The following is a 25,935-nucleotide window of genomic DNA, read 5'->3' as shown; positions in this document are numbered from 1 at the left end:
CGGGTCAGGCCTTGCGGAAATTGGGCAGCACCCAATCCTCCTGAATCGGCGTCCATTCGACCGCAACCTTCATGCCGATATGCACCTCTTCGGCATCGCAGCCGGTGACATTTGCGTTGAGCCGCGCCCCCGGCGCACCGTCCAGATCGACGACCACGGGAACATAGACAAAATCCTCCCCCGTCTTCGGATTCTTGTTGCAAATGACATAGCTGAAGACGGTCGCCGTGCCCGGAAGCGTCGGCCAGTCCTTTTTCCGGCTGCCGCAATGGGGGCAGACGGGCGTGGGCGGCATCCGGAACGCGCCGCACTCGCCGCACTGACAGGCCGTAAGCCTGTGCTCTCGTGCCGCTTGCCAGAAAGGTTCGGTATCGGGGTTGGTGGTGATCTGGATCTGATCGCCGGGAAGCAGGCGCGCGGGGCCATAAACCATGTCAGTCCCTCCTCAGGATCAGGCTGGAAACGGGCAACGCGGCAGGGCCACCCGACGCAAGGGCGAATTCGGCGTCCGCAATCTGGTTGATCGCAGTGCCGCGTACCTGTTCGACCGCCTCGACCAGATGCGTCATCCCGATGATATAGGCTTCGTTCAGATTGCCGCCGTGGGTATTCACCGGCACACCGCCATTCACCTTTCCGCCGGTCGCCGGATCATAGCGGAGCTTGCCCGACAGGACGTAATCGCTCCCCTCGCCGCGCTCGCAAAAGCCGTAATCCTCCAACTGCATCAGCACCATTGGGGAGAAATGGTCATAGAGGAGCGCAACGTCCATATCCTTGGCCGACAGGCCCGACTGCGCCCAAATGCGTTTCGCGGTGAATTCATGGCCCGCGCTCGCGAAATAGGGATCGGGCATCCCCATCCACGCAAAGGCCCGGCCCCACTCGCGCTGGCCGCCATGCGCACAGGCATGGACCAGCGCCGGTTTGTGGCGGCAGTCCTTCGCGCGCTCGGTGGTCGTGGTGATCACCGCAACCGCCCCGTCGGTTTCCAGGCAGAAATCCAGCCGCCGCAGCGGATCGGCGAGCATCGGGGAGTTCCAATACTCCTCGTCCGACAGGGGGTTTTTTCGAATCGCCTTGGGACGGTTATGCGTGTTGGCGCGCGTGGCCTGGACGATTTCCTTGAACGCTTCGGGCCTGGTGCCATAAAGATGCATGTGCCGGCGGGTCAGCATGGACATCAGATGGCCGGGACCGACCAGCCCCGAGGGCTGGAGAAAGCTGTTTTCGGGACTCGGCGCCGCCGCCCCGAACACGACGCCCAGCCGATGCTGCGGCAGTTGCTGGAGCGCCATCAACGTGACCGTGTAAGTGCAATCCTCGTTCATCAGCCCGGCGGTCGCCAACCCGATTGCGCCGACGCATCCACCGCCGCCGCTGGTCAGCGTCGCGGAAAAGCCGATATGCGGCATACCCAATGTTTCCATCAGACTGGCCGTATCGAATTTGTCGAGATAACCCGCGCCCGCGGTCGAATAATAAGCGAAGCCGTCGATCTGCCGGTGACTGATCCCCGCGTCGGCACAGGCCTTCATGATGGCTTCGGCCGCCATATCGTTGATCGTGCGCGGCCAGCTTTTGCCTCGGACGTAGTAATCCGTCGCCCCGACGCCAACGATGGCGCACTTGTCCTGATGTACCCAGGCCATCCGCTTCCCTTCTTACTTGTATAACTAGGTTTGATATGAAGCTTGAAGCGGTTTGTCCAGCCCTCACGCGAAATGCAATTTGCGATATTTTCCGCGAAAATAGAGAAGCGGGTCCCGGCGAGGTTCGAAAATCGCCTTCAGAACGCGACCGACGAGGATGAAATGATCGCCACCGTCATGCACCGCTTCGCGCGCGCATTCAAAGCTGGAGAGCGACCCGGTCAGCACTGGCGTGCCGAATTCGCCCACCATCCAGGGCGTCGCGCCGAAGCGGTCTTCTCCCTTGCCCGCAAAGCGGTTCGAGGTCGGCTGTTGTCCGATTTGCAGGACATTGACCGCAAAGCGATCGGCTTTGCGCAGAAAGGGCGCGCTTCCCGCGCTGTTGGCGATACATACGAGCAACAGCGGGGGATCGAGCGAGACCGATGTGAAGCTGTTGGCGGTCAGGCCGACCGGCGTTCCGTCGGGGCACATTGCGGTCACGACGGTCACGCCGGTCGCGAAACAGCCGAGCGCGTCGCGAAAGCTGCGCGCATCCGACCCCTCGCGATACTCGGGTGACGCGCGCGGCGCGCGGCGTTCAAGGAAGTCGATAAGATAGCCACCAAATGCCTCGCTGCGGTCGTCGGCAACGACGAATGCCCGATCCTCGACCTCGGCAAGCTCACCGTCGGGGAATGTCGCGACAAAGGCCGCCGCGTCATCGGACGGCACCAGTTCGGAAAGCCCCCCGCGGACATAGAGGGTCGGCAGCGCAATCGCCCGGGGCGCCCCCGCCAGCCGTTCGACCACCGCCTCGCTATCGAAGGCGTCGAGCAACCGGCTGTCCCATTGCGCCTGTCCTGGCGCCAGCGTTGCTGCCTCGCGCAGGCGCGCGCCGATACGCCGCGCCACCTCGGCATCGAGCGCGAGCGGCACGTCGACGAGCACCAGACCCGATGCCAGAAGCGCGGCGTCGCGTTCCAGGGCGGCGGTCGCGATCCAGCCGCCCAGCGTGGCCGCGACGACGACGGGCCGACTACCGAGCTGGGCGAGCACTGCGCGCAGATCCTCGACCATCGCATCGAAATCATAACGTCCGTCGGCGGGCCATTCGCTGCCGCCATGCCCGCGCAGGTCGAGGCTGATCACCCGCCGTCCCGCCCGCTCAAGCGCCTCGGCAACCCCTGACCACACGCCGCGCGTCTGACCGGCGCCATGCACCAGCAGCACCGCGGGATCATCCGCCGAACCCCGGATTTCGGCTTCCAGCCGGACACCCGCAAAGCCGCGATATTCGGTAACACTCATGCCGTGTCTTCCCTTCGGTCAGGTTCCAGCCAGCTATCGAACAGAGCCGACCGCCGCCGCATCATGAGCCGGGCGACTTCGGGATCGCCGTCGGCGATAGCGGTGAGCAGGCTGCGTTGCAGCGCGCGCGCGCGGGCACGACGATCGGCATCGGAATAAAGATCAAAGCCGCGTTCTCCCAGCCCGAAACTGTAACCGATCTCCATCACCAGCTCGATCACCGGATTGCCGCTGAGCGCCGAAATCATGCGCGCCATTTCGACTTCCCCGGCAATCAGCTCGCGCGCGCTGTCCCGGTCGTCGATGGTCGCGACGAACGCCGCCACCTGTTTTGCATCCGCCGCCGTTCGCAGCCGTGCGGCAGCGGCAGCCGCCTCCTCGCCGATTGGGCGCGTCACCTGGATCACGTCGGCGAGGGTAGCGCCGCGCAAACGCAGGAAATGGATGAGCGAGCGTATCGCATCGCGCGCGTCGGGCCGGTCGGCAAAATATCCGCCCCCGGTTCCGCGCCGGATTCGGATCAGACGATCGCTCTCGACGATTTTGGCTGCCTGCCGCAGCGTCGGGCGGCTGACCGCCAGCCGTTCCAGCAACTCCCCCTCCGCGCCAAGATAATCACCGGGCGCGACGGACAGGCTAAGGTCGGAAAGCGCCCTTGCGGTCCGGCTGACCAGGGTTTCGCCGTGAGTCGGTGGATGCGAAGCTATATCCATAACAGATATCTGTTTAACCTCATGTTCGTCGATAATCCATGATATTCTTTGCTTGACTTATATAACTAGGTATCTTTTAATCGCTCAAAGATCAGACGCGAGTCGAGAGGAGATTGCCCCGTGAAACCCTTTGTTTTCAGCGCCGACAGCCATATCATGGAACCCGCCGACCTTTTTCTCGACGGACTCCCCGCCTCGTTGAAGGATCATGCGATCCATTCGCGCAAGGAGGGGGAGTATTTGATCACCGGGACCAGGGACAAGATTATCCATCGCCTCCGCATCGGGCAGCATCGCGAGCAGGAACTGGGGGATTCCCAGCGCAAAGGTATCCGCGAAATCCCCGGTCGCCTGGACGATATGGAGCTGGAAGGGATCGACGCCGAAATCTGTTTCCCTTCGCTTGGTCTGTGGCTTTACTGCCTCGAGAACGCAGAGGCCGAAGCGGCGTCGGCGCGGCTTTACAACGACTGGAACGACCGCTTTCTTGGCGCCCATCCGAACCGGTTCGTGCGGTGCGGCATGTTGCCGGTGCTCGATTTTTCAAACACGATTGCCGAGCTCGATTATCTGGCGTCAAAGGGCTTCACCGCCGCGATGCTGCCCGCCACGACGCCCGGCAATTTGCCCAAATATAATGACGAGGCGTGGGATCCGGTATTCGCGAAAGCGGCCGCCCTCGGTATCGTGTTCGTCATGCACACCGGCACCGGTCTGGAGACGGTGGTGGTCGAGCGCGGGCCCGGCGCCGCGATCATCAACTATGCGAACCAGATGAACGACGCCCAGCGCAGCGTGATGTATCTTGTCGCGGGCGGCGTGCTCGACCGCAATCGCGGCGCGAAGGTTGCCTTTATCGAAAGCGGTGCGAGCTGGCTCGTCGCGCTTGCCGAGCGGATGGACGAGGTGTCGGTCGCGCACGCCAAATTTGTGCGCCCCAAGCTCGACCGCGCGCCCAGCCAGATCATCGATGACCAGGTGTGGGCCAGCTTCCAGCACGATCGCGGCTGCATCACCGCGGCCGCCGCCGGGTTGGCCGGCGCGAAGAACGTCATGTGGGGATCGGACTATCCCCATGCCGAGGGCACATTCCCGATCAGCCGCCGCGTCGTCGACGAATTGTTCGAAGGACTGGACGTCAGCGAAGCGGTCCGCCGCGACATATTGGGCCTGAACGCCGCGCGGCTGTTCGGTATCGATCCGGTGGTGCAGACAAGCGCAACGGCGGTGGCGGCGTAACCCGCCCCGCGCTCTTCGCACGGGCCGGATGGCGCTATTCTTCGATCGGTTTCGCCGTCCGGCCCGCCATGATCGCAGCTACGCCGCCCACCAGCAGGCAAACCGACAGGACAGCCAGCGCCGGCTGGAGCGACAGATCGCCATATTCGGGCATGAAATATTCGCTCAGCAGCCCGGCAACCGTACCGCCCAACCCGACTCCAGCCAGGCCGATCATCATGTTGATCGTGGCCGACATCATCGCCCGCATATGGCCCGGCACCTGCGCGAAGCTGAGCGCGATGATCGGGCCGAGGTGCAATGTCATCATGAATTTGACGACGACGAAGCAGGCGAGCGCGAGATAGGCGCTGTCGGTCAAAGCGAAGGTCAAGCCGAACGGAAAGGAAATCAGCAAGCCAATGCCCGCGAACCCGCCGTTGAAGCGCGGGTTCGCCTTGCCATAGCGATCGCTGAACCAGCCTGCGAACAAATTGCCGACGACCAGTCCGATCGCCATTGCTCCGCCCAGCCAGAATCCGGTTTCCGCCCGGTCCATTTCGTGGACGCGGCGGAAGAAGGATGCTCCCCACAAAATGAAGCCGAAACCGGCAACCGGAACCATCGACAGCAACAGGCCAACCCAGCGCAGCGACCTATTGCCGGCGATTGTCCGCAATACCTCGCCAAGGCTGGTTTGCGGCGGCATCTCGGGCGCGGGGCCGCTGCGCCGCCGCGGTTCGGCGGCAAACATCCAGACGACGAGGCCCAGCAAGATACCGGGTGCGCCGACAATCACGAAAACGGCGCGCCAGTCATACCATTGGCCGAGCCACCCCGCGAGGGCGAGGCCGCCTGACAGGCCGATCGCATTGGCCGCCAGCATGGTCGAGATGACGGTGGTACGGCGTTCCTTCGGAAAGATTTCGACCAGCAGCGAATTGCCCGCCGGTCCCGCCCCGGCCTCCCCGGCCGCCAGGCCGATGCGCGCCAGCATCATCTGCCAGAAATTCTGCGCCATGCCGCAGGCAATCGTCGCCAGACTCCAGAAAGACACGCATAGCGCGATGACCAACCGGCGATCCCCGCGATCCGCGTAACGCGCGATGGGAAAGGCCGCGAGCGCATAAAAGGCGGCAAAGGCGATCCCTGTAAGCAGACCGAGCTGCCCGTCGGTCAGTCCCAATTCGACCTTGATGTCGTCCTGGAACAGCGTGAACACCTGCCGGTCCACATAGGAAACGATCGCCACCACGGCGAGCAGCGCCAGGGTAATGCCGCGCCGACTGCCTGTATCCGCCTTCATGCCTTATCTCTTCCATCAACAAAAAAGGGGAGGTCCGGTCGCCCGTCCCTCCCCAAATTGCTCCGCAGGAGCGCCCCTTGTGGACCTAGAATTTATAGCTGGCGGTCACGCCATAGCTGCGTGGTTCGTTATAGGAGGTGCCGATATAAATGTTGCTGAGCAGCAGCGTATATTGCTGCTCCTGATCGTTGGTCAGATTCTTGCCCCACAGCGCCAGCTCGAAATTTTTCTCCGGCCCGAACTTCAGCGCCACGCGAGCATTAAGAATGCCGAGTGAGCCCGAGTCCGACACGGCGGCGACCTGGGCCGCTTGGGCCGGGGTCAGTCCCAGCCCGCCGATGCCCGTCGAGGTGAGCAGCGCTTCGGGAAGTTCGATCTGCGGCATCTTGCCCTGCCAGGCGTAGACGACGTTGGCGTCGAGGCCGACGCTGCCCAGATCCTTCGACAGATTGGCACCGACCGAGAACTGTTTTTCGACGATTCCCACGAAATCATAATCCGATTTGTCGATCGGCACGATCACCTGGCTGCCGAACGCGCCGGAGACGCCGCGGCCTTCGTAGCGCGTATATTTGGGATCGGTGAGTGCGCCCGAAGCAAAGAGAGTGAAGCCGTCGGCCACCTCGATCGAGGCATCCGCTTCGAGCCCCCAGGTTTCGGTGTCGGCGTTCTCGATCACGGTCTGGCTCTGACCGTTCGGCGCCAGGACCGGGCTGCGCTGCGCGTCCTTGACGACATTGTGATAGCCGGCGATGTTGAACGTGCCGCGACCGTCGAGGAAGGTCGTCTTGATGCCTACTTCCTGTTCATAGACCAGTTCGGGTTGCGACGGGATCGAATCCGCCAGCGTCAGTGTGCGAAGCTGCAACGCACCCGAACGATAGCCCTTGCTGTGCTTGGCATAGACCAGGATGTCCGGGGTCACGTCATAATCGACACCGATGGTGTACGACAGGTTGGTGAAGGTTTCCTGACTGCTGCGCAGACAAGGCACGGCCACCGTGGGCGGGCTGCAATTGACAAAGACATCGGTATTGTTCGCGACATTGCCCGACTGGGTCGTCACGCGCTTGTCGTCGATCGAGTAACGCAGACCGCCTGTGACGCGCAATGCGTCGGTCAGCTCGTAATTGAGCTGGGCATACATACCGAAGCTGTCGTTATCGAGCGAACCCGAGAAGTTCGACCAGCTCGTCGCACCCACAAACTGCGCCGGAACCGTCGGCCCCGCTGCGAAGGTGGCGCCGAAGAGGTTCGAACGGGACTGGTCGAAACCCGTTTCGCGGAAATAGGTCAGGCCACTGGCGAAATTCAGCCGGTCATCAAACACCGTTCCCGTCAGTTGCAGCTCGGACGAATATTGCTTCAGATCCTGCCGGCCCTCGGTGAAGTGCGCCCTAAAGCTGCTGCCGTCGAGGTCGATCAGATTTTCGCTCTGGACGCCGCGATAGCCGTTGATCCAGCGGATCTGGCCAAAACTGGTGTCGAGAATGAATTTCGCCGAATAGGTCTGGGTGCGCGTATCGTTGAAGATGCCGCGCGGATCGGCGCCCGGCACCGCGCCCGGCGGCGTGATGGCAACGCGGTTCGGATTGCCGTCGAACTGCGCCCGGTCGGCGGCGGCGATGCCATCGACGATGGGCTTGGCGGCACCGAAGTTGGGCGGGGCGTTGAAGAAGAGATTCTGGCGTGCCGGGCCGTCGATGAAGGTGTCATACCATTCGCCGGACAGGATGATTTCCAGATTCTCGGTCGGCCGCCAGCCAAGCTTGACGCGGCCATTCCAGGTTTCGCGTCCTTCGTATTTGGCGCCCGTGTCGACATCGGTTTTGAAGCCGTCGCGCTTTTGGTAATAAAGCGCACCGCGGATCGCGAGACTGTCCGACAGGCCGAGATTGAGCACCGCCTGCCCCGTGCGCTCGTCGAAGCGGCCGTATGTGGCGCTCACCTTGCCGGAAAACTCGTCATAGCGCGGATTGGCCGTCTGGATCAGCACCGCACCGGCGGACGTGTTGCGCCCGAAGAGCGTGCCCTGTGGCCCCTTCAGCACCTGTACGCTTTCGACATCGACGAGTTCGACATTGAGGCCATAGGCACGTGCGACATACATTTCGTCGAGGTAGGTGCCGACCGACGGTTCCAGCGTTGCCAGCGTGTCGTTCTGGATCTGGCCGCGCATGGAAAGGGTCAGCGCGGTCGGATTATTGCCCGCCCCGCGAATGTTGAAACCGGGCGTGAAGGTCGCAATGTCCTCGACCTTGCCGATTCCCTGTTCGGTCAGCATTTCGCCGCTGAACGCGGTAATTGCGATTGGCGTGTCCTGAATATTGGCGCTCTGTTTGGTCACGCCGATGACGACGATCGCATCATCGGTATAAATCGTCTCGTCCGCCGGAGCCGGAGCGGGAGCTTCCTGCGCCCAGGCAGACGTGCTGGTAAGAGCCAGGACGGCGACCGAGACGGTCGCAAGCATCCGGGACGCATCACGCTTGTGGTTGATATTCATGGCCAACATCCTCCCCGCGAGGCTTCCTGCCGTCCTCGCTTGTCCAGTTATATAACTAAGTCTAACAAGACAGACAAGTCAATTACGGATTTCACGTCGAAATCGGCAGAAATACGCTCATCACCCTCCGCGGGGCAGGCTTCGTGCAAGCCGCGGAACGTCCGCGAGCGCCCGCAAGACATCGTTGAGATGCGTGCAACCGATCGTGCCGACGAGCGTATCGAGCACCGCCTGCCGAAAATCGCCGACGGGTTTACCCACCATGCGCGCCGCCTTCATCGATGCTCCGGGACATTCCCGGAATGGCAGGATGTGGGGCAGCGCCTGCAATGACAGCAACCTCCCGCTGCCTTCCTCGATTTCGCCATAAACGCGATATTCGTGAATGGCCGTGCGCGAGCCTTGGGGATTGGGACCGCTGTCCTGAAACGCGGCATCGACTTTCAGCACGCCTTCGGCCCGCCATACATCGATCCGCCGCGCGCGCCGGGCGAGCGGGCGGCCTTCCTGCACCGGCATGGCGTGCCAGCCCTGCGGGTCTTCGGGATTGGCGAGCGGCCCCACTTCGGTTGATGACTGGTCGCTGTGGTCGACGCTGCCATCCTCGTTCAGCGAACTGCCGCCTTCGGCGAAGCCGGTACAGATATTGACCATGCGCCCCTTGCTTGCTCCGGGGGATTTCTGGCGCTGGCTTGCCATTCGGTCATGCCAGTCATCGCTCCAGCGCGACCATATCCAGCCCGCGACCAGACTGGCGCCGGCATAATCGTCGAGGAGTTGAAAGGTCGGCGTGCCGCTCAGATCGCCCAGTATTTCGGCCAGAGCCTGACGGCTGGCGCCGCCCGCGCGCACCCCCACCAATTCCCGGGCACGGGGATGCTCCGGTTCGATCGCAATCTCGAGTATTTCCCGTGCCGGCGAAGCCAGAATGCGAAAGCCGCCCTCCGCCAAGGGGGTATCGCCGCCTTCGAACGGGGTCAGGAGGTCACGGGCGCGGCCGGTCATCACCCACGGCTGACCGAAACCGTCGGGCCAGTCCGAATCGATCGACGTCGTGCGGCGGATCGAACCGGGACGACGCAGCGGAGCCGGACCGGCGGACTGGCGCGCAAACGGAAACTGCTGGGGTGCGTTCACCGACCGCTCCTATTTCGGCGGCATGCGAATGGCGCCGTCCAACCGCAGATTTTGCCCGTTGAAATAGCTGTTACGCGCGAGTTCCAGCACCAGGCTGCCGAACTCTTCGGGTTTTCCCAACCGCTTGGGGAAAGGCACCGACGCGGCGAGCCCTTCAAAGATGGCGGGCGCCCTGTCCTTGACCGCCAGCATCGGCGGAGTCGCGAATATTCCCGGCATGATGGAGTTGACCCGTATGCCAAGGTCCATCAAGTCGCGCGCCATCGGCAGAACGAGGCCGTTCACGCCCGCCTTGAGCGAACCATAACCGACCTGGCCGATCTGCGCGTCCTGCGCCGCAGCCGAAGCGGTCAGGATGATCGTCCCGCGCTCGCCGTCATCGTTCAGCGGGTCGGCATTCGCCATGCCAAGCGCAGCCAATGACGCGAGGCGATAGCTGGCGATCAGAATGCCCTGCGCCGAAAAGGCATAATCCTCGGTCGAATAGCGAACATAGCCACCGCTCGCCTTGTCATAGCGCACGGTCTTTCCGCCCTTTGAAATCTGCGCGCAGTGGACAAGGATGCGTTCCTGACCATGCGCCGCGCGCGCCGCCTCATATCCCGCGACGACGGAATCCTCGCTGGTGATATCGACCTTGCAGAATATGCCGCCAATTGCTTCCGCGACAGCGCGTCCGCCCTCTTCATTCACGTCGAAAATGGCGACCTTGACGCCGCTCTGGGCCAGCGCCTCGGCGCTTGCCCGGCCAAGTCCCGACGCTCCCCCGGTCACGACGGCGGCGATGCTGTTATCGAGCTTCATCTTCCTTTTTCCTTCATTTTTCGGTTATTGCAGAACTTCCAGATTGCCGCCATCGACGACCAGCACCTGGCCGGTGATGAAACCCGCCCGGTCGGAACACAGAAAAGCGGCTGCCGCCGCCATATCCTCCGGCGTCCCCATGCGCGGGATCGGGTATTGGCTCGTTCGTTCGGCGATATGTTCGTCGTAGCTTTGGCCATGCTTTTCGGCGATCCTGGTGAATACCTCCTTGAACTGCGGCGTCGCGATTGCACCGGTTCCCAGCGTGTTCACGGTGATGCCAAAGGGGCCGAGTTCGGCCGACAGGGTTTTCGACAGCGCCAGCGCACCGACGCGATATGTGTTCTGGGCGGCGCGCGGGAGCTTGCGATGGGGCGCTTTTACCGAGTTGGTGCCGATGGTCAGGATGCGTCCCCATTGGCGCGACTGCATATACGGATACACCGCCTGCACCGCCCAGCGGAACGCCATGACATTGTTGGTATTGGCGGCGGCAAAGATATCGTCATCGACTTCGAGAAAACTTCCCTTCGGACCGGAATCGACGTTGAAGATCAGGATGTCGGGCGGGGCGAACGCATCGGTCGCCGCCTGCACCGCCCGCCCTATCCCATCTTTCGTCGTGCAATCTGCCGACACTCCGATCGCCTGACCGCCCGTCGCCTGCACTTCGGCGACGGCGGCGTCGATCGTCGCCTGGGTGCGGGCGGCAATCACGACGCGGCAGCCTTCCCGCGCAAATTCATGCGCGCAACCGAGGCCGATTCCCTTCGAGCCGCCAAAGACGAGCGCCACCTTGCCCGCGATGCCAAGGTCCATCAGGGGGCCTTTCCCTGCTGACGTTTCAGCCGCTCCTGAAGAATGTCGTTCCGCCCCGGCGATGCCGCGACGGTCGAGCCCCCGTCCATCTTGATCGTCGTGCCGGTGATATAGTCGGATCGCGCCGAAGCCAGGAACAGGCAGCCGTGGGCAATGTCCTCGGGCGTGCCGGCCCGGCCCACCGGCACCGTCGAGCCATAGGCCGCCAACCCATCGTCGCCGAGCACCGCCTTGGCGCGGTCGCTGGCGATCAGGCCGGGATTGATCGCGTTGACGGTAATCCCCTCCCCGACCACATCGCCCGCCGCGGCACGGATGAAGGCGTCGAGCGCCGCCTTTGCCATCCCGTAAGCGGTCATGTTGGGGACGACATTGAAGGTGCCGTTGACCGATCCGATCGCGATGAAGCGGCCGCCGTCCCGCGCCTTCGCCAGATGCGGCCGCGCGGCGTCGAGCAGCCACCAGGCGGCCTTGGCGATGCTGGCAAAGCCTGCCTCCAGCCGCTCGTCGTCGACCTCGCCAACCCCGCCATGCGGAATGTCGGCGGCGGCATGGACGATGATGTCGACGCCGCCAAACGCCTCAACCGCCGCATCGACCAGTGCGCGGCAATCGGCGTGGCGCGCGATGTCGGCGGCGAAACATTCGGCGATACCGCCCGTCGCTTCAATCTCAGCCTTTACGTCCTCCGCATGCGAGATGGTGCGCGCCCCGAGCATGACCTTGGCGCCCGCCGCCGCGAAAGCCTTTGCGACACCGCGCCCTACGCCGCGTCCGCCGCCGGTGACGATTACCACCTTGCCCGAAAAATCTTCCATCATTCATCCTCCGCAAAAAGGGCGCGCAGGCCCGGTGCCGAGGGCTTCATGGACGGCGTGCGCGGAAAGTCGGTGACGATCTGGATGCGGGTCGGCACCTGATAGGCAATCAGGCGTTCCTTCAGCCACGCCTTCAGGTCGGCGGTGGTCGGCACATCGGTTCCATCCTTCAGGATGATCGCTGCGGCGGGTACGGCGCCCAACCGATCGTCGTCGATTCCGACCACGGCGGATTCGCGAACAGAAGGATGCATGTTGAGCACCTGAACAACATCATCCGGGTGGATTTTGAACCCGCCGCGAATGATCGCATTGTCGGCCCGCCCCTTGATGAAAAGAAAGCCATCAGCGTCCAGCACGGCACGATCGGTCGTGCGGAGCCATTGCATGTTATTGTTGAGCTGCTGCCCCTTGAGTTCGAGCAGCCCTTCCCGACCGGCGGGCAGTTCCGCACCGCTGTCGGCATCCACGACGCGCGCTTCAATATCGGCGTGGATGCGCCCCACGGAACCACGCTTTTCAGTCCAGAACTTCCGGAAATCGTCGATATTCCACCCGGCCACGGCGCCAGCGAACTCGGTCGCACCATAGTTGGCGCAGATGGGGATGCCATATTTGGCAAGGAAGGCGTCGACCAGATCGGGTGACAGCGGCGCAGTACCGGAAATCAGTGACTTGAGGCTCGACAGATCGTCGGGGTCGAGATCGGCGTCGAGCAGCATCCGCACCGCCGATGGAACCGCGGGCGCGACCGCCGGGCGGTTGCGCTTCACCGCGCCAACCCACGCCTCGACGCTGAACTTTTCGAGCAGCGCAATTTTTCGCCCGGCCGCAAGGGCGCCGATGCAGCCGTAAATACCCCCGATGTGGGTCAGCGGATTGACGATCATGGTGCAGCCCGAGCTCAGCCGCGGTGGATCGTCGAAGCTGCGCCCCCGTTCATAGCGCATGAATCCACGAAAGCTGGCGTCGAAGGCATCGCGGCTGAGCGGCACGCGCTTGGGCGGGCCGGTAGTGCCGCTGGTCAGCATTTCGATGGCGACGCCGGGCGAGACTTGGTCGGCGTGCCGCAGCTTTTGCTGCACCACACGGACGCCCTCCAGCCGCGGTCCGATCTCGATCACCGCCGACCCCGCGTTCGTTAGCGCCCCGGCAAGGCCGGGTCGCGCCAGATCGCTCGCATCGGCGATGACGGCCGGCAACGCCAGCCCCTCGACATCGGCGAACAGGCGCGCGTCGGGTAGAATGGGGTTCAATGTTACCAGGCAACGGTCGGTCGAAAGCACTGCCACGATCGCCGCGACATGGCCCGGCCGGTTGCGAAGCAGGACGCCGACGCGTGCATCGGCGGGCAGGCCCATATCGGCGAGCGCCGTTTCAATGGCGCGCACCGCGTCGGCGATCTGCCGCCAGCTATAATCGACTCCCTCGAAATCAATCTCGCTCCGGTCGGGGTCGAGCGCCATGATGGCACGAAGCTTTTCGGTCATCAGCGCCATCAGAGGGCGAGGCCCCCGCTGGCTTCGATCACCTGTCCGGTCACCCAGCGCGCATCGTCGCCCAGCAACATCATCACCGCGCCCGCGATATCGTCGGGTTCCCCCAAGCGACCCATCGGCGTGTGTTTCGCGGTCGCCTCGTCCCACCCCGGCTTGGCGCGCAGCCCGGCGATGAAGTCGGTCGCCACCGCACCGGGAGCGATGCAGTTGCAGGTGATCCGCCGCTTTGCGACGGCAAGCGCGGTCGAAAAGGTCAGGCTTTGTATGGCCCGCTTGGTCATCGCATAGCTGGCCGCGAACGGCTGGCCGACCTTGCCCGACATCGACCCGATATTGACGATCCGGCCGCCATCGCGGAGCCGGGACAACGCCTTTTGCGTCACGAAATGCGGTCCCTTGACATTCACCGCCAATAACTCGTCGAACAGTGCCTCATCCGCCCCTGCAAGGGAGCCGTCGCGGTCGCCGCGGCCGACGCCCGCGTTGTTGATCAATATGTCGAGGTTGGGCAGGCCGCCAAAGGCTTCGTCACAGGCGGCGAACAGCGCATCGATACCCGCCAGCGTGGACACGTCGGCCTGAACCGCGAACGCATTGCCGCCCGCGGCCGTGATTTCACAAGCAAGCGTCTCCGCAGCAGAGCGGTTGCCGACATAATTGATCGCGACATGAACGCCGCCCTCGCCCAGCCGCCGCACGATCGCCGCGCCGATCCCGCGCGAGCCGCCGGTGACGATTGCATTTTTTCCCGCGATACTCACAGAAACAGCCCTCCACTTGCTTCGACAATTTGCCCCGTCACCCAATGCGCGTCTTCGCGCGCGAGCATCATTACGGCGTCGGCAATGTCTTCGGGCACGCCGACGCGCCCCATTGGGGTGAGCTTTTCTATCGACTCGATCCAACCGGGCCGCTCGATAAGCGCGCTGTCAAACGCCGTATCGACGGCGCCGGGCGCGACGGTTCCCGCCGTCGTGCCGACGTCGGCCTGCACCGCAAAGGCCCGTCCCCCGGTACCCGCGATTTCCGCAACCACTGGCCCGGCCGCATCCCTGTCGGGCGCATGGTTGATGACGACATGCGCCCCTGCCTTGGCGAGTCGGCGGCCGATTGCTGCGCCAGTTCCCCGCAACGCGCCGGTAACGAGCGCCGTCTTTCCGCTCAACTCCATCGCGATGACTCTCCCCGATCGTTTCAACATAATTGACTTAGTTATATAACTCGTGCAAGCCCTGTCGGAAAGAAATTGGGAGCGGCAAGTGTCCGAAATGGTCCTGAGCGAGCGCGAGGGTGCCCTGCGCATCCTGACGCTGAACCGCGCCGAGCGGCACAATGCGATGGACGATGCCATGTCGGCGCTGTTTCAGCGCCTGCTTGGCGAGGCACTTGACGAAGACACCACAAATGCCGTGCTGATCCGCGCGGCGGGCAAGAGCTTTTGCTCTGGCCGCGATACCAGCGTGCTGGGCCATCGGGCGCGCGATGAAAGCGATTTTCATTTCGTCCGCCGCGCCCAGGAAGGACGCCTGCGTATGCAGGAATCGACCAAGCCGATCGTCGCTGCGCTCAAGGGGGGCGTTATCGGCGGCGGGTGCGAACTGGCACTCGCCGCCGATATTCGGGTGGCCGATACGACGCTGAAAATGGCCTTGCCGGAGATTTTATATGGCGTGTTGCCCGATACCGGGGGGACGCAGATGATGACCGCGCTGGTGGGTCCGTCGCGAACCAAATATCTGGTGTTGACCGGACGCCCCATCGACGCCGCAACCGCGCTGGAATGGGGTGCGGTCGATTTCGTTGTCTCGCCCGAAGAACTGGACGCAAGGGCGCTGGACATCGCCCGCGACATAGCCGCCAAACCGCCGATCAATCTGGCGATGGGCAAGGAGATGATCAACCTGATGCACGGCCCCGCGATCCGCACCGGGACGCGCGCCGAGCTTTATGCGCAAAGCTATCTGTTCCAGACCGAAGATTATCGGGAAGCCCGCACGGCGCTGCGCGAACGGCGCCAACCCCGGTACAGGGGGAAATAGCATGGCGCTGCCCGCCCCGCCCCCGCTCGGTGCCAAGGCGCTGCCCGACGGCACCTATGCGGGCCAGGTCGTGGCCGTTACCGGCGGGGGCACCGGGCTGGGCAAGGGCATGGCGATCGAGTTTGCGCGGCTGGGCGCGAAGGTCGCGATACTTAGCCGCAAGCCCGACCATCTCGACGCCGGCGTCGCGGCGATCCGCGCGCTGGGCGCGGAGGCGATCGCCGTCGCCTGCGACGTGCGCGACGCGGACGCTGTCGCGCAGGCGTTCGACACAATCGAAGCGAAACTGGGCGCGGTCGATGTGCTCGTCAATAATGCGGCGGGCAATTTTCCGGCCCCGGCAGAAGAAATGACGCCGAACGGCTTTCGCACCGTCGTCGATATCGTCCTGAACGGCACCTATAATTGCAGCCGCGAATTCGCGATACGGCGACTGGCAGCGAAACTGCCGGGCGCGATATTGAACATCGGCGCCACCTATAGCTGGACGGGCGGGCCGGGGACGTCGCATTCGGCGGCGGCCAAGGCGGGCGTGACCAACCTGACGCAGAGCCTGGCGGTCGAGTGGGCGCCCGACGGAATCCGCGTCAATTGCATCGCGCCTGGCCGTTTTCCGCACGACGATCTGCCCGCGCACATGACCCGCCATCGCGAGGGCGAGCGCGGCGACAATACGATTCCGGGAATGCGCGTCGGCGAGGTGCGCGAACTGGGCTGGGCGGCGACCTTCCTCTGTTCGCCCTATGCCAGCTATATCAGCGGTCACACGCTGGTCGTCGATGCGGCGAACTGGCTGCGGCGCAGCCTGGTGATGCCCGAGTTTGTGCCGATCCGCGAACAATTTGGACGGCGTGCCGTCGATAGCGGCAGCGCCCGCGCCGCCATTGCCAAAACCAGAGGGGACCGGCCATGAGCAAACCGCTCGTCATCCGGGAGGACTCCGGCGGCATCTGTACGCTGACGCTCAACCGCCCCGACAAGCGCAATGCCATCAACCGTGACCTGTTCCGTGCCTTTCGTGCCCACATCCGCGACCTCGAAAGCGATCGCGATACGGGGCTGGTGGTCATCACCGGCGCGGGCGGGCATTTCTGTGCCGGTCACGACCTGAAACAGGCGCCGCACGCCGATGCACTCGGTTGGCTTCGCCAGGAAATGCTGATTCTGGAACGCCTGACCAAGCTGCGCCAGCCGGTCATCGCAAAGGTTTCCGGGAGCTGCTATACCGGCGGCCTCGAACTTGCGCTGGCCGCCGATTTCATCGTCTGCGGCGACAGCGCCCGTTTCGCCGACACCCACGGCAAATGGGGCCTTGTCCCCGGCTGGGGCCTGTCCCAGCGCCTGCCCCGCCGGATCGGTCAGGCCAGGGCACTGGAGATGATGTTCACCAGTCGTCCCTATAGCGGCGCCGAGGCAGCGGCGATGGGCCTTGCCAATCATTGCGTCGCCGACGCCGATCTGGACGCGAAAGTGACCGAACTCGCCGCGCTGATCCTGGACAACAGCCGCCACAGCAATGCCGAGAACAAGCGGTTGGTCTATGACACCGACGGCATGGCGCTGGACACCGGCCTTTCCCATGAATTGATGCGTAATGCGGGGTTCGACCCGGCCATGCGGCAAAAGGGCGAAGCGATCGGCAGCGCGCGAAAGGGCGGCTGATGGACATCGGCTTTTCCCCCGATGAAGCCCGATTCCGCGACGAATGCCGCGAATGGCTGAACGCCAATGTGCCGACCGAAAAGCGCCCCATCGACGCCGCCGAGGCGATCGTGTTCGACAAGGCGTGGCAACGGCAATTGTTCGACGCCGGCTGGGCGGGAATCAACTGGCCGAGCGAATATGGCGGGCGCGGCCTGTCGATCGTTCAGCAGGTCATCTGGCTGGAGGAATATGCAAAGGCCCACGCGCCGTGGATCGGCGCCAATTTCGTCGGCATCAATCACGGCGGCCCGACCCTGATCCTCAACGCCAGCGAAGAACAGAAGGCCTGGCATCTGCCGCGCATCCTGAAAGGCGAATCGATCTGGTGCCAGGGTTTCTCGGAGCCCGGTGCCGGATCGGACCTTGCCGGCATCCGGACACACGGGCGGATCGAAGGGGACGAGCTGATCGTCAACGGGTCCAAGATATGGACCAGCTTCGCCCATGTCGCCGACTGGCAAGAGCTGGTGCTGCGCACCGAGGAAGGGTCGCGGCGGCACGCGGGGTTGAGCTGGGTGATATGCGACATGCACACCCCCGGCATCACCGTGCGGCCGATCCGCAAGATGTCGGGGCAAACCGAATTTGCCGAAGTGTTCTACGACGATGTCCGCATCCCGCTGGCGAATGTCGTCGGCGGACTGGGTAATGGCTGGAAAGTCGCGATGTCCACGTTGAGCTTTGAGCGAGGCACCGGCTTCATCGCCGATCAGGTGAAGCAGAGCCAGGAAATCGAAGAACTGATCGCTACAGCGCGCGCGAACGGCAGGATCGCGGACGATTGCATCGCCGACGATCTGGCCCAGATGCGCGCCGAGGTCGCGGCGGTGCGGGCGATGACCTATCGCAACATATCCGAAGTCATGCGGACGGGCCAGCCGGGGCCGGAGGCATCCGTAATCCGCCTGTTCACATCGGAACTCGGGCAACGGCTGGAACGCATGGCAGTGCGGCTGAAAGGCGCCGCGATGCTCGATTTTCAATATGGCGACGATGACGAGGTCGCGGATTATCTGCGCGGCTTCGCGGCCACCATCGCCGGGGGCAGCGCCCAGATCCAGCGCGACATCATCGGCGAGCGGCTGCTCGGCCTGCCCAAATCCCGGTGACACGATGGACCTGACCCCGAACGACGACCAGATTGCCCTTGTTTCCGCCACCGCCGACTGGTGCCGCGATCATATGCCGCTCGAAAACGCGCGCTCGCGCAGTCGCGATCTTTGGCCGCAGATCGACGCGATGGGCTGGGCCTCGATGACCGGCCCCGAAATGGAGCTGGACCACGCGACCGAAGCGCTGGTCTTTGCCGAGTTGGGCCGCTTTCTAGCGCCGGTGGCGCTGCTGTCGAGCGCCGTCGCCGCGCGCTGGGAACCCCGCCAGGTCAAAGTCGCGCTGGCCGTGACCGAGGGCAGGATGTTGCGGGTGCTGGACGGCTCCGATGCGTCGGCCGCGCTGGGCGTTGTCGATCGTCGCGCAATGCTTTTCGATCTTCCAGCAGCGTTGAGCGCGCAGCCTTCGCTCGACCCTACCGTAACGGTCGCCCGCTTCGACGAACCGCCTTCGGCTCATGCGCTTGCCGATGCCCGCGCTGCGCTGCACCTCCAGCTTGTCGCCGCTGCGTTCGCGGTCGGCTGTGCCGACGCGGCGCGTGACATGGCCGCCGGATATGCCCTGATACGCGAACAATTCGAGCGGCCGATCGGCTGGTTTCAGGCGATCAAACATATGTGCGCCGACATGGCCGTGCGCGCTGCCGTCGCTCGTTCGCAGCTATATTATGCGGCGTGCGCACTCGATTCCAACGCCGATGAAGCGGCGTTTCATGTGGCGGCGGCGAAGCGACTCGCCGACCAGGCCGCGCTGGAAAATAGCCGCGCCAACATTCAGGTGCACGGCGGGATCGGCATGACCGACGAAGCCTTGCCCCATCTGTGCCTGAAGCGCGCGCATCTGCTACAGTTCGTCATTCCGGCCGAGCGAAGCGCCTTATTGGCCAGTGCCTGAGATGTCAGTTGTCGACGATCGCCTGAAACTCATCCTCCAGCCAGCGGCGCAGGTCGGGATCGACCGCGCCTGCAAACCCGGCCAGCGGAAGCTGTTCGCGGTACGTAAAGAAGCCGAGCGAGATCATCATCAAACGCGCCGCGCGAACGCTGGCATCGGCCCCGCCGATCCACCGCGCCAGCGGTTCGAACACCCTTTCGTGCAGCAACCGCTGCGCCACGACGCGCGCTTCGGCGTCGGCGGCTGCGCGAAACAGCATCGGCAGGGGGCTGACGCGCCCGTCCCCGTCGGCGAAGCGCGCCACGATAAGCTTGCCGAATCGGGCTTTCGGCAGGTCGGTCATCAACCGCGCGTCCAGCGCCGCCTCCAGCGCGGCCTCGAACAATTTGAGCTTGCCCCCGAAATAGCGGCTGACGAGCGACTGGTTCACCCCGGCACGCGCAGTGATGTCGCGTATCGTCGCTGCGGCGAAACCTTTCTCGGCAAACACCTGCTGCGCTGCCTGCAATATCGCTTCGCGCGTCCGGTCGGCATCGCGCGGCCGCAGGTCAATCTTTGTCGCCATGACGCCTCCCCGTTGACTCCCGATGTAAACGTGCGTTTACTTGTTGGCAAGAGGAGAGGATAGATGAGTGAGTCGCCCGTGCAACCGGCGCGTTCGCCGGTGTTCGAATTCGATTATATCGCCGATCCCGGCATCCTTGCCGATTGTCACGCACGCTATTGGGAGCTGAAGGAAACCGCGCCGCCGGTATTCTGGACCAACGCCCACGGCGGCCATTGGGTCTGCAACACCGGCGCGTCGGTGCAGCATGTGGTGCGGCACCCGGAGATATTTTCGAGCCGCTATCTGTCGATTCCCCCAAACCCCAACCAGCCGAAGATGATTCCCGAAATGCTCGATCCGCCCGAGCACCGGCCATATCGACAGATGCTGCGCCCTTTTTTTGAATCCAAGGCGATCGAACCGCTGGAAGGACGCGTCGCCGAATGGACCGACCGCCTGCTGAGCGAAGTGGCGGACGCGGGCGAATGCGAATTCGTCGCCGCCGTCGCCTCGCGGCTGCCGGTGGCCGTGTTCATGGAATTGTTCGGCTTTCCGATGGAACGCTTTGACGAGTTCCGGCATCTGGTCGTGGATTTTTTCGGCGCCCGCGCCAGCCCGGAGGAGCGCAACCTGCTCGCGCAGCGCATTCTGGGCCATATCGCCGAGCTGATCCAGGCGCGGATGGCGGCGCCAGAGGACGACATGATTTCGAAGATCATCGTCAGCGAAGTCGACGGCCGACGCCTGCAATTCGACGAATTGATGTCGATCGGTTTCCTGATGTTCCTTGCCGGGCTGGATACGGTCACAAATGCGATGAGCTTCGGAATGCGCCACCTGGCGCATGACAGCGCCTTGCGGCAGCGGGCAATCGACGATCCGGGCGTGATCCCCGATCTGGTCGAGGAATTGCTGCGACGCTATGCCTTTGTCGCGACGCCGCGCTACATCGTTCAGGATACGGAGCTGGAGGGCGCACAGCTTCGCGCCGGCGATTGCATCCTTGCTCCCCTGCCGCTCGTCGGCTGGGACGAAGCGCTCAATCCCGACCCCGCCACGGTGTCGGTCGAGCGCCAATTCTATCGCCACGCCGCCTTCGGATCGGGAATCCACACCTGCCTGGGGCTGCATCTGGCGCGCATGGAATTGATCATTTTCTATCGCGCCTGGTTCAGCCGGATCGGCCACTTCCGCCAGGTTGAAACCGGCGACGAAAGCTGTCGCGGCGGCAGCGTGATGGCCCTCGAACATTTGCATCTGGCGTGGGACGCCTGACATAATTTTGGGAGAAAAGAGCATGGCAAGCGCAGCACCCGCGGTGCATCTGCATCTGGGACATGAGCAACGCACGAGCGGCACGGGTGGGACGCATTCGCACCTGCATCCGGTCAAACAGACGGTGCAGGCCGACATCCCCCTCGCCGGGGCCAAGGAAGTCGAAGAGGCTGTCGCCAGAGCCGAAGCCGTGCGCGATGAGTGGCGGCGAACGCGGCCGGAGGCGCGCCGCGACATATTGAACCGCCTTGCCGACCTGCTGGACGCCAACAAGGCGAAACTTGCCGAAATGGCGGCGCTCGACGGCGGCACCACGCTGATGGTCGGCGAGCGCGGGGTCGACACGGCCGTCGCCTGGACCCGCTATTATGCCGGCTGGTGCGACAAGCTGACCGGCGAATTGATGAGCACCTTCGATACGCGCGGCGAATTTTCCTATTCGGTGCCCGAACCGATCGGGATCATTGGCATCATCATCACCTGGAACGGGCCGCTGATCTCCCTGTGCATGAAGGTGTGCGCGGCGCTGGCCGCGGGCAATTGCGTCATCTGCAAACCCGCCGAAATCACCCCCTTTGCTCCCGAACTGTTCGCGCAATTGTGCCGCGAGGCGGGGGTACCGGACGGCGTATTGTCGATCTTGCCGGGCAATGCCGCGTGCGGCGAAGCAATCGTCCGGCACAAGAAAATCCGCAAGATCAGCTTCACTGGCGGGCCGATCACCGCGCGCAAGATTCTGGCCGCCTGCGCCGAAGAGATCAAGCCCAGCGTGATGGAACTGGGTGGAAAATCCGCCAGCATCGTCTTTCCCGACTGTGACCTTCAGGCGGCGGCGGAACGCGCCGTTTTCTGGACCGTCGGGTGCCTGTCCGGCCAGGGCTGCGCCCTGCCAACGCGGCAGATCGTCCACGCCGACATTTATGACGATTTCGTCGCCCGCCTGAAAGCGATCATTGCGCAGTTCAAGGTTGGCGATCCGATGGACCCGACGGTTGCGGTCGGCCCGGTGATCAACAAGGCCGCCGTCGATCGTATCCTGGGCATGTTCGAACGCGCCCGCGCCGACAATGCCTGCACCTTCGAACTGGGCGGTGGTCGATGCGGCGGCGATCTGGCCGACGGCAATTTCATCGAACCGACGCTGATCGTCGATGCCGATCCGGATCATGAGATCAGTCAGGTCGAGATTTTCGGGCCGGCGGTCATCGTCATGAAATTTCATGACGAGGATGAAGCCGTCGCCATTGCAAACAACAGCGAATATGGCCTGGCTGCCTATATCCAGTCGAACGACCTTCAGCGGGTGCATCGCCTGTCGGAGCGGCTGAACGCGGGCGGCGTCTATAATAATGGCGGTTTCCAGATCAATCCGCATACGCCCTTTGGCGGCATCGGCATCTCCGGCTTTGGCAAGGAAGGCGGCAAGGCCGGGATCGACGAGTTCCTTCACTACAAGACCGTGACCATCGGCGTCGGCGCCCCGATTTTTCCGAAGCAGGAGGCGTAAGCATGCCGGATTTCACCAATGCCCGGTTCGATCTGGACGGCAAGGTCGCCATCGTCACCGGCGCGGGCGGGCGCGGCAACAGCATCGGACGCGCCTATGCCGTCGGCCTCGCCAATGCCGGGGCGAGCGTCGTGGTCGCCGATCTGAACAAGGAAGGCGCCGAGCGCGTCGCGGCCGAAATCAACGATGGCGGCGGCACCGCGCTCGCGATTCAGGTCGATATCGCCGACGAAGCATCGGTTGCGGCAATGATGGAGGCAACCCGGTCGGCTTTTGGCGGACTGGACATTCTGGTCAACAATGCGGCGTTGATGGTCGAAGCCGTCGGGACGCCCGCGATCCAGACGAGCATCGCCGATTTCGAACGCTTGATGCGCGTGAACCTTACCGGTGCGCTGATCTGTTCAAAGGCCGCCGTCCCGCTGTTTCAGGCGCGCGGCGGCGGCAAGATCGTCAACCAGCTGTCCGCTGGCGCTTTTCCCGCGCAAACGCCCTATGGCATCAGCAAGGTCGCCCTGTTGGGGCTGACCACGACGCTTGCCACCGAACTCGGACGGATGAACATCAACGTCAATGCGATTGCGCCGGGCATGACCATGTCGGACGCGGGCAAGGCACTGACCCCCGAGGACAGCCCCTTCGTCCAGGCCGCGATGGCGCGCGTCGTCAAACAGCCGCGCGGCGAGCCCCAGGATCTGGTCGGCGCCCTCCTGCTCCTTTGCTCGCCCGCGGGCGACTGGATCACGGGGCAGGCGCTGAACGTCGATGGCGGCTTCATCATGCGGAATTGACGCTCGATGGCGCCGGTTCAGGAACAGCGGCGCAATTCATGCTTCAACACCTTGCCCGATGCATTGCGCGGAAGCTCGGGCAGGATGGTCAGCCGTTCGGGAGTCTTTTGTTTCGCAATGCCGGCCGCGAAGAAATGTTCGCGCAATTCGTCGATCGTCAGCGTCGCTTCTGGCGCCAGAACGACGCAGGCGCGGACCACTTCGCCCATACGGTCGTCCGGCGCCGCCACCGCCGCCGCATCGACGATGGCCGGATGCGCGAGCAGCAGCGCTTCGACTTCCTTTGACGAGATATTCTCGCCACCGCGGATGATGATGTCTTTCTTGCGATCGGTAATCAGCAGATAACCGTCGTCGTCGAGGCGGCCGATGTCGCCGGTACGATACCAGCCCCCCGGAAGGAAGGCGTCCGTGTTCAATGCGGGGTCAAGATAGCCCAGGAAGAGGTCGGGTCCGCGCGTGCAGATTTCGCCATCGCAACCGGCGGGCACATCGTTGCCGTCGTCATCGACGAAGCGCATTTCACAATCCGCGATCGCCCGGCCTTCGGTGTGGAGCTGCTTGTCGAGCGGATCGTCGACGGTGCCGGAGGTCACGGTGGGATGCTCGCTCGATCCATAGCAGTGATAGACGGCGAGCCCCTGCCCCTGACAGCGCTCGACAAGCGAGGACGGAACCGGCGCCGCACCGACCAGATACTGGCGGAGCGAAGAGAGGTCATGGCCATGGACGTCGGCCGCCGCGAGCAAGCCCGACAGGTGAAAGGGCGTTCCCGACGAGGAGGTCGGCTTGTGGCGATCGATCAGCTCGGCGGCGAGCGCTGCGTCCCACTGATCCATCAGCACCAGCGGCGTTCCCTGGCAAAGAAAGCGGTACATCGACAGCGCGCCCGCGACATGGCCGGGAGGCCAGGGCGAGATGACAATATCCTCGTCCTTCTCACGCCGCATTTCCCGCATCGAGGCCATCTCGGCCAGCAAAGTGCGCGCGCTGTGCATCACCCCCTTGGGATCGGCGGTGGTCCCCGACGTATATACCAGCAGCGCGAGTTCGTCGGGATCAGACGGTACAGGGTCCGCCATCGCCCCGTCGCTTTCCAGCGCACCGAAATCCTCTCCGGCACGGATATGCCGTTCGAGCATCGGCAATTCGCCGCATTCGGCGACAAGGCGCCCATAATCGGTGCCGCGAAAATGGTCGGGCGTAAAAAGCCAGCGCGCCTTCGACTGACGCAGGATAAACGCCAGTTCCTTTGCACCATAGATGGTGACGATCGGCAGCATGACCGCGCCAGCCTGTGCCGCGGCAACCGCGACGACGAGCCATTCGCGCCAATTGGGGAGCATACAGCCGACCACATCACCAGGCCGAACTCCCGCCTTGGTCATCCGGCTTCCCATGCGGCGCCCCGCCGCCGTGACCTCACCGAGCGTGGTATCACACGGGCGCATGTCCGATGCGACGATCAGCGACGCCTGCGGCGCACGCGCCGCCGCCGCGATCATCGCATCGATGAACGATGCCGTCATGCGTGCAGGGAATCGACGATCCGCTCGCCCTCACCGCGCTGCGCCCAGGTTTCATTGGCGTTGCGAAGGTGAAGGCGCCAGTGCGCCACCGCGCCTTCGACATCGCCTTCTTCGATCATCTTGACCAGTTTGACATAGGATTTGAAACCGGCGCGCAGGCTCTTGTACTTCTCCTCGTTCGATCGCGGATGGCGGCGCTGATAATCATTCTGATGATTGCGTGCGAGGTTGAGCAACATCCGGTTCATGAAACTCAGCGTGTTGTTGCCCGTCGCTTCGACCAAGGCCTGGTGAAAAACCGCGATATTGTCGACGAACTCGGCGTGGCGGTCGGTCTGGAGCATATCCTCCAGTTCGGCCAATATGTCCTTCACCCGTGCCATGCCGGGGGTCTGCCCCTTCGATGTCGCAAGCCAGCGCACGACAGTGGGTTCGATCGCCAGCCGCGCCGCATACAGATCGGCGATGGTCGTCCCTTGCGATTCCAGCACATATCCGGCGTAGCGGGACACAAGTTCGGTGGAGGGTTGATGCACCCGCGCGCCGCTTCGCGATCCGCGCACCACGCTGATCAGACTTTCCGCCTCCAGGATGCGAAAGGCTTCGCGCAGCGTCGGGCGCGAAATGCCCAGGGTCGCCATCAACGTTCCTTCGGGGGGCAGCGAGTCACCTTCCTGAAGTTCGCCGCGGATGATTTGCGCCCTGATCTGGTCGGCGACCAGTTCCGACGTTTTCGGAACCCGGATTCGCGCGTTGCCATTATCCATCTGCAAAATC

Annotated in this window: 25 protein-coding genes; 9 read left to right on the top strand and 16 right to left on the bottom strand. The window is 63.7% G+C overall.

Annotation, left to right across the window (positions count from 1 at the left end):
• Positions 1–4: 4 nt before the first annotated feature.
• The 4 genes from SALA_RS04500 to SALA_RS16415 form a co-directional block, all read right to left on the bottom strand.
• Complete coding sequence (locus SALA_RS04500) at positions 5–433, bottom strand: Zn-ribbon domain-containing OB-fold protein (RefSeq protein ID WP_011541198.1); 429 nt, start codon at positions 431–433, stop codon at positions 5–7.
• 1 nt (position 434) lies between these two features.
• On the bottom strand, positions 435–1,652 hold the full coding sequence (locus SALA_RS04495; protein WP_011541197.1) for a thiolase C-terminal domain-containing protein: 1,218 nt from the start codon (positions 1,650–1,652) through the stop codon (positions 435–437).
• Positions 1,653–1,715: 63 nt separating this feature from the next.
• Positions 1,716–2,942, bottom strand: coding sequence for an alpha/beta fold hydrolase (locus tag SALA_RS04490; protein WP_011541196.1), 1,227 nt, complete (start codon positions 2,940–2,942; stop codon positions 1,716–1,718).
• The gene (locus SALA_RS16415; protein ID WP_011541195.1) at positions 2,939–3,655 is read right to left on the bottom strand and encodes a FadR/GntR family transcriptional regulator; all 717 of its coding nucleotides are present in this window, start codon (positions 3,653–3,655) and stop codon (positions 2,939–2,941) included. Before SALA_RS16415 ends, SALA_RS04490 begins: the two co-directional genes overlap by 4 nt.
• A gap of 120 nt (positions 3,656–3,775) precedes the next feature.
• Here SALA_RS16415 and SALA_RS04480 point away from each other — a divergent pair, with 120 nt between their 5' ends.
• Entirely contained in the window at positions 3,776–4,894 is a 1,119-nt protein-coding gene (locus SALA_RS04480) for an amidohydrolase family protein (protein ID WP_011541194.1), read from the top strand.
• A 34-nt stretch (positions 4,895–4,928) separates the two neighbouring features.
• Here the strand turns inward: SALA_RS04480 and SALA_RS04475 are convergent, their stop codons facing one another.
• The 9 genes from SALA_RS04475 to SALA_RS04435 all read right to left on the bottom strand — a co-directional run bounded on the left by SALA_RS04475 (position 4,929) and on the right by SALA_RS04435 (position 14,933).
• Positions 4,929–6,179, bottom strand: coding sequence for an MFS transporter (locus tag SALA_RS04475; protein ID WP_011541193.1), 1,251 nt, complete (start codon positions 6,177–6,179; stop codon positions 4,929–4,931).
• Between the two features lie 85 nt (positions 6,180–6,264).
• Positions 6,265–8,685 carry a TonB-dependent receptor gene (locus tag SALA_RS04470; RefSeq protein WP_011541192.1) on the bottom strand — a complete coding sequence of 807 codons (2,421 nt, stop codon included), beginning with the start codon at positions 8,683–8,685 and terminating at the stop codon, positions 6,265–6,267.
• Between the two features lie 120 nt (positions 8,686–8,805).
• Positions 8,806–9,822: a DUF2889 domain-containing protein gene (locus SALA_RS04465; protein WP_011541191.1), complete on the bottom strand. Its 1,017-nt coding sequence runs from the start codon at positions 9,820–9,822 to the stop codon at positions 8,806–8,808.
• A 9-nt stretch (positions 9,823–9,831) separates the two neighbouring features.
• The gene (locus SALA_RS04460; protein ID WP_011541190.1) at positions 9,832–10,626 is read right to left on the bottom strand and encodes an SDR family oxidoreductase; all 795 of its coding nucleotides are present in this window, start codon (positions 10,624–10,626) and stop codon (positions 9,832–9,834) included.
• A gap of 24 nt (positions 10,627–10,650) precedes the next feature.
• Positions 10,651–11,445, bottom strand: coding sequence for an SDR family oxidoreductase (locus SALA_RS04455; protein WP_011541189.1), 795 nt, complete (start codon positions 11,443–11,445; stop codon positions 10,651–10,653).
• Positions 11,445–12,266: an SDR family NAD(P)-dependent oxidoreductase gene (locus SALA_RS04450; protein WP_011541188.1), complete on the bottom strand. Its 822-nt coding sequence runs from the start codon at positions 12,264–12,266 to the stop codon at positions 11,445–11,447. Before SALA_RS04450 ends, SALA_RS04455 begins: the two co-directional genes overlap by 1 nt.
• Positions 12,263–13,753, bottom strand: a complete 1,491-nt coding sequence (locus tag SALA_RS04445; RefSeq protein WP_192807450.1) for a class I adenylate-forming enzyme family protein — start codon at positions 13,751–13,753, stop codon at positions 12,263–12,265. Before SALA_RS04445 ends, SALA_RS04450 begins: the two co-directional genes overlap by 4 nt.
• 8 nt (positions 13,754–13,761) lie before the next feature.
• Positions 13,762–14,523 carry an SDR family NAD(P)-dependent oxidoreductase gene (locus SALA_RS04440; protein ID WP_011541186.1) on the bottom strand — a complete coding sequence of 254 codons (762 nt, stop codon included), beginning with the start codon at positions 14,521–14,523 and terminating at the stop codon, positions 13,762–13,764.
• Positions 14,520–14,933 carry an SDR family oxidoreductase gene (locus tag SALA_RS04435; protein ID WP_011541185.1) on the bottom strand — a complete coding sequence of 138 codons (414 nt, stop codon included), beginning with the start codon at positions 14,931–14,933 and terminating at the stop codon, positions 14,520–14,522. Before SALA_RS04435 ends, SALA_RS04440 begins: the two co-directional genes overlap by 4 nt.
• 97 nt (positions 14,934–15,030) lie before the next feature.
• Between SALA_RS04435 and SALA_RS04430 the strand changes: the two genes are divergently transcribed.
• Genes SALA_RS04430 through SALA_RS04410 form a run of 5 tightly spaced genes read left to right on the top strand, consistent with a single transcriptional unit; the run spans position 15,031 to position 19,509 of the window.
• The gene (locus SALA_RS04430; protein WP_041383085.1) at positions 15,031–15,801 is read left to right on the top strand and encodes an enoyl-CoA hydratase/isomerase family protein; all 771 of its coding nucleotides are present in this window, start codon (positions 15,031–15,033) and stop codon (positions 15,799–15,801) included.
• 1 nt (position 15,802) lies between these two features.
• Positions 15,803–16,714: an SDR family oxidoreductase gene (locus tag SALA_RS04425; RefSeq protein WP_011541183.1), complete on the top strand. Its 912-nt coding sequence runs from the start codon at positions 15,803–15,805 to the stop codon at positions 16,712–16,714.
• Entirely contained in the window at positions 16,711–17,463 is a 753-nt protein-coding gene (locus SALA_RS04420; RefSeq protein WP_011541182.1) for an enoyl-CoA hydratase/isomerase family protein, read from the top strand. The genes SALA_RS04425 and SALA_RS04420 overlap by 4 nt, the downstream gene beginning before the upstream one ends.
• Positions 17,463–18,614, top strand: coding sequence for an acyl-CoA dehydrogenase family protein (locus SALA_RS04415; protein WP_011541181.1), 1,152 nt, complete (start codon positions 17,463–17,465; stop codon positions 18,612–18,614). Before SALA_RS04420 ends, SALA_RS04415 begins: the two co-directional genes overlap by 1 nt.
• A 4-nt stretch (positions 18,615–18,618) precedes the next feature.
• Positions 18,619–19,509 carry an acyl-CoA dehydrogenase-like protein gene (locus SALA_RS04410; protein ID WP_011541180.1) on the top strand — a complete coding sequence of 297 codons (891 nt, stop codon included), beginning with the start codon at positions 18,619–18,621 and terminating at the stop codon, positions 19,507–19,509.
• A 4-nt stretch (positions 19,510–19,513) separates the two neighbouring features.
• Here the strand turns inward: SALA_RS04410 and SALA_RS04405 are convergent, their stop codons facing one another.
• The gene (locus tag SALA_RS04405; protein WP_011541179.1) at positions 19,514–20,074 is read right to left on the bottom strand and encodes a TetR/AcrR family transcriptional regulator; all 561 of its coding nucleotides are present in this window, start codon (positions 20,072–20,074) and stop codon (positions 19,514–19,516) included.
• A gap of 63 nt (positions 20,075–20,137) precedes the next feature.
• Here SALA_RS04405 and SALA_RS04400 point away from each other — a divergent pair, with 63 nt between their 5' ends.
• Genes SALA_RS04400 through SALA_RS04390 form a run of 3 tightly spaced genes read left to right on the top strand, consistent with a single transcriptional unit; the run spans position 20,138 to position 23,629 of the window.
• Entirely contained in the window at positions 20,138–21,331 is a 1,194-nt protein-coding gene (locus SALA_RS04400; RefSeq protein ID WP_011541178.1) for a cytochrome P450, read from the top strand.
• 22 nt (positions 21,332–21,353) lie between these two features.
• A complete protein-coding gene (locus tag SALA_RS04395) occupies positions 21,354–22,838 on the top strand; it encodes an aldehyde dehydrogenase family protein (protein WP_011541177.1) in 1,485 nt (494 codons plus the stop codon).
• Positions 22,839–22,840: 2 nt separating this feature from the next.
• Positions 22,841–23,629 carry an SDR family oxidoreductase gene (locus SALA_RS04390; protein WP_011541176.1) on the top strand — a complete coding sequence of 263 codons (789 nt, stop codon included), beginning with the start codon at positions 22,841–22,843 and terminating at the stop codon, positions 23,627–23,629.
• Positions 23,630–23,646: 17 nt separating this feature from the next.
• On the opposite strand, the gene SALA_RS04385 is transcribed toward SALA_RS04390, so the two are convergent.
• Both SALA_RS04385 and SALA_RS04380 read right to left on the bottom strand, forming a co-directional pair.
• Positions 23,647–25,158, bottom strand: a complete 1,512-nt coding sequence (locus SALA_RS04385; RefSeq protein WP_011541175.1) for an AMP-binding protein — start codon at positions 25,156–25,158, stop codon at positions 23,647–23,649.
• Entirely contained in the window at positions 25,155–25,925 is a 771-nt protein-coding gene (locus tag SALA_RS04380; protein ID WP_049754586.1) for a FadR/GntR family transcriptional regulator, read from the bottom strand. Before SALA_RS04380 ends, SALA_RS04385 begins: the two co-directional genes overlap by 4 nt.
• Between the last annotated feature and the right edge of the window lie 10 nt (positions 25,926–25,935).

The organism is Sphingopyxis alaskensis RB2256 (assembly GCF_000013985.1).
Classification (GTDB): Bacteria; Pseudomonadota; Alphaproteobacteria; order Sphingomonadales; family Sphingomonadaceae; genus Sphingopyxis; species Sphingopyxis alaskensis.
Note: the sequence above shows the minus strand (reverse complement) of the source record. Positions and strands in the feature narration are given on the sequence as shown.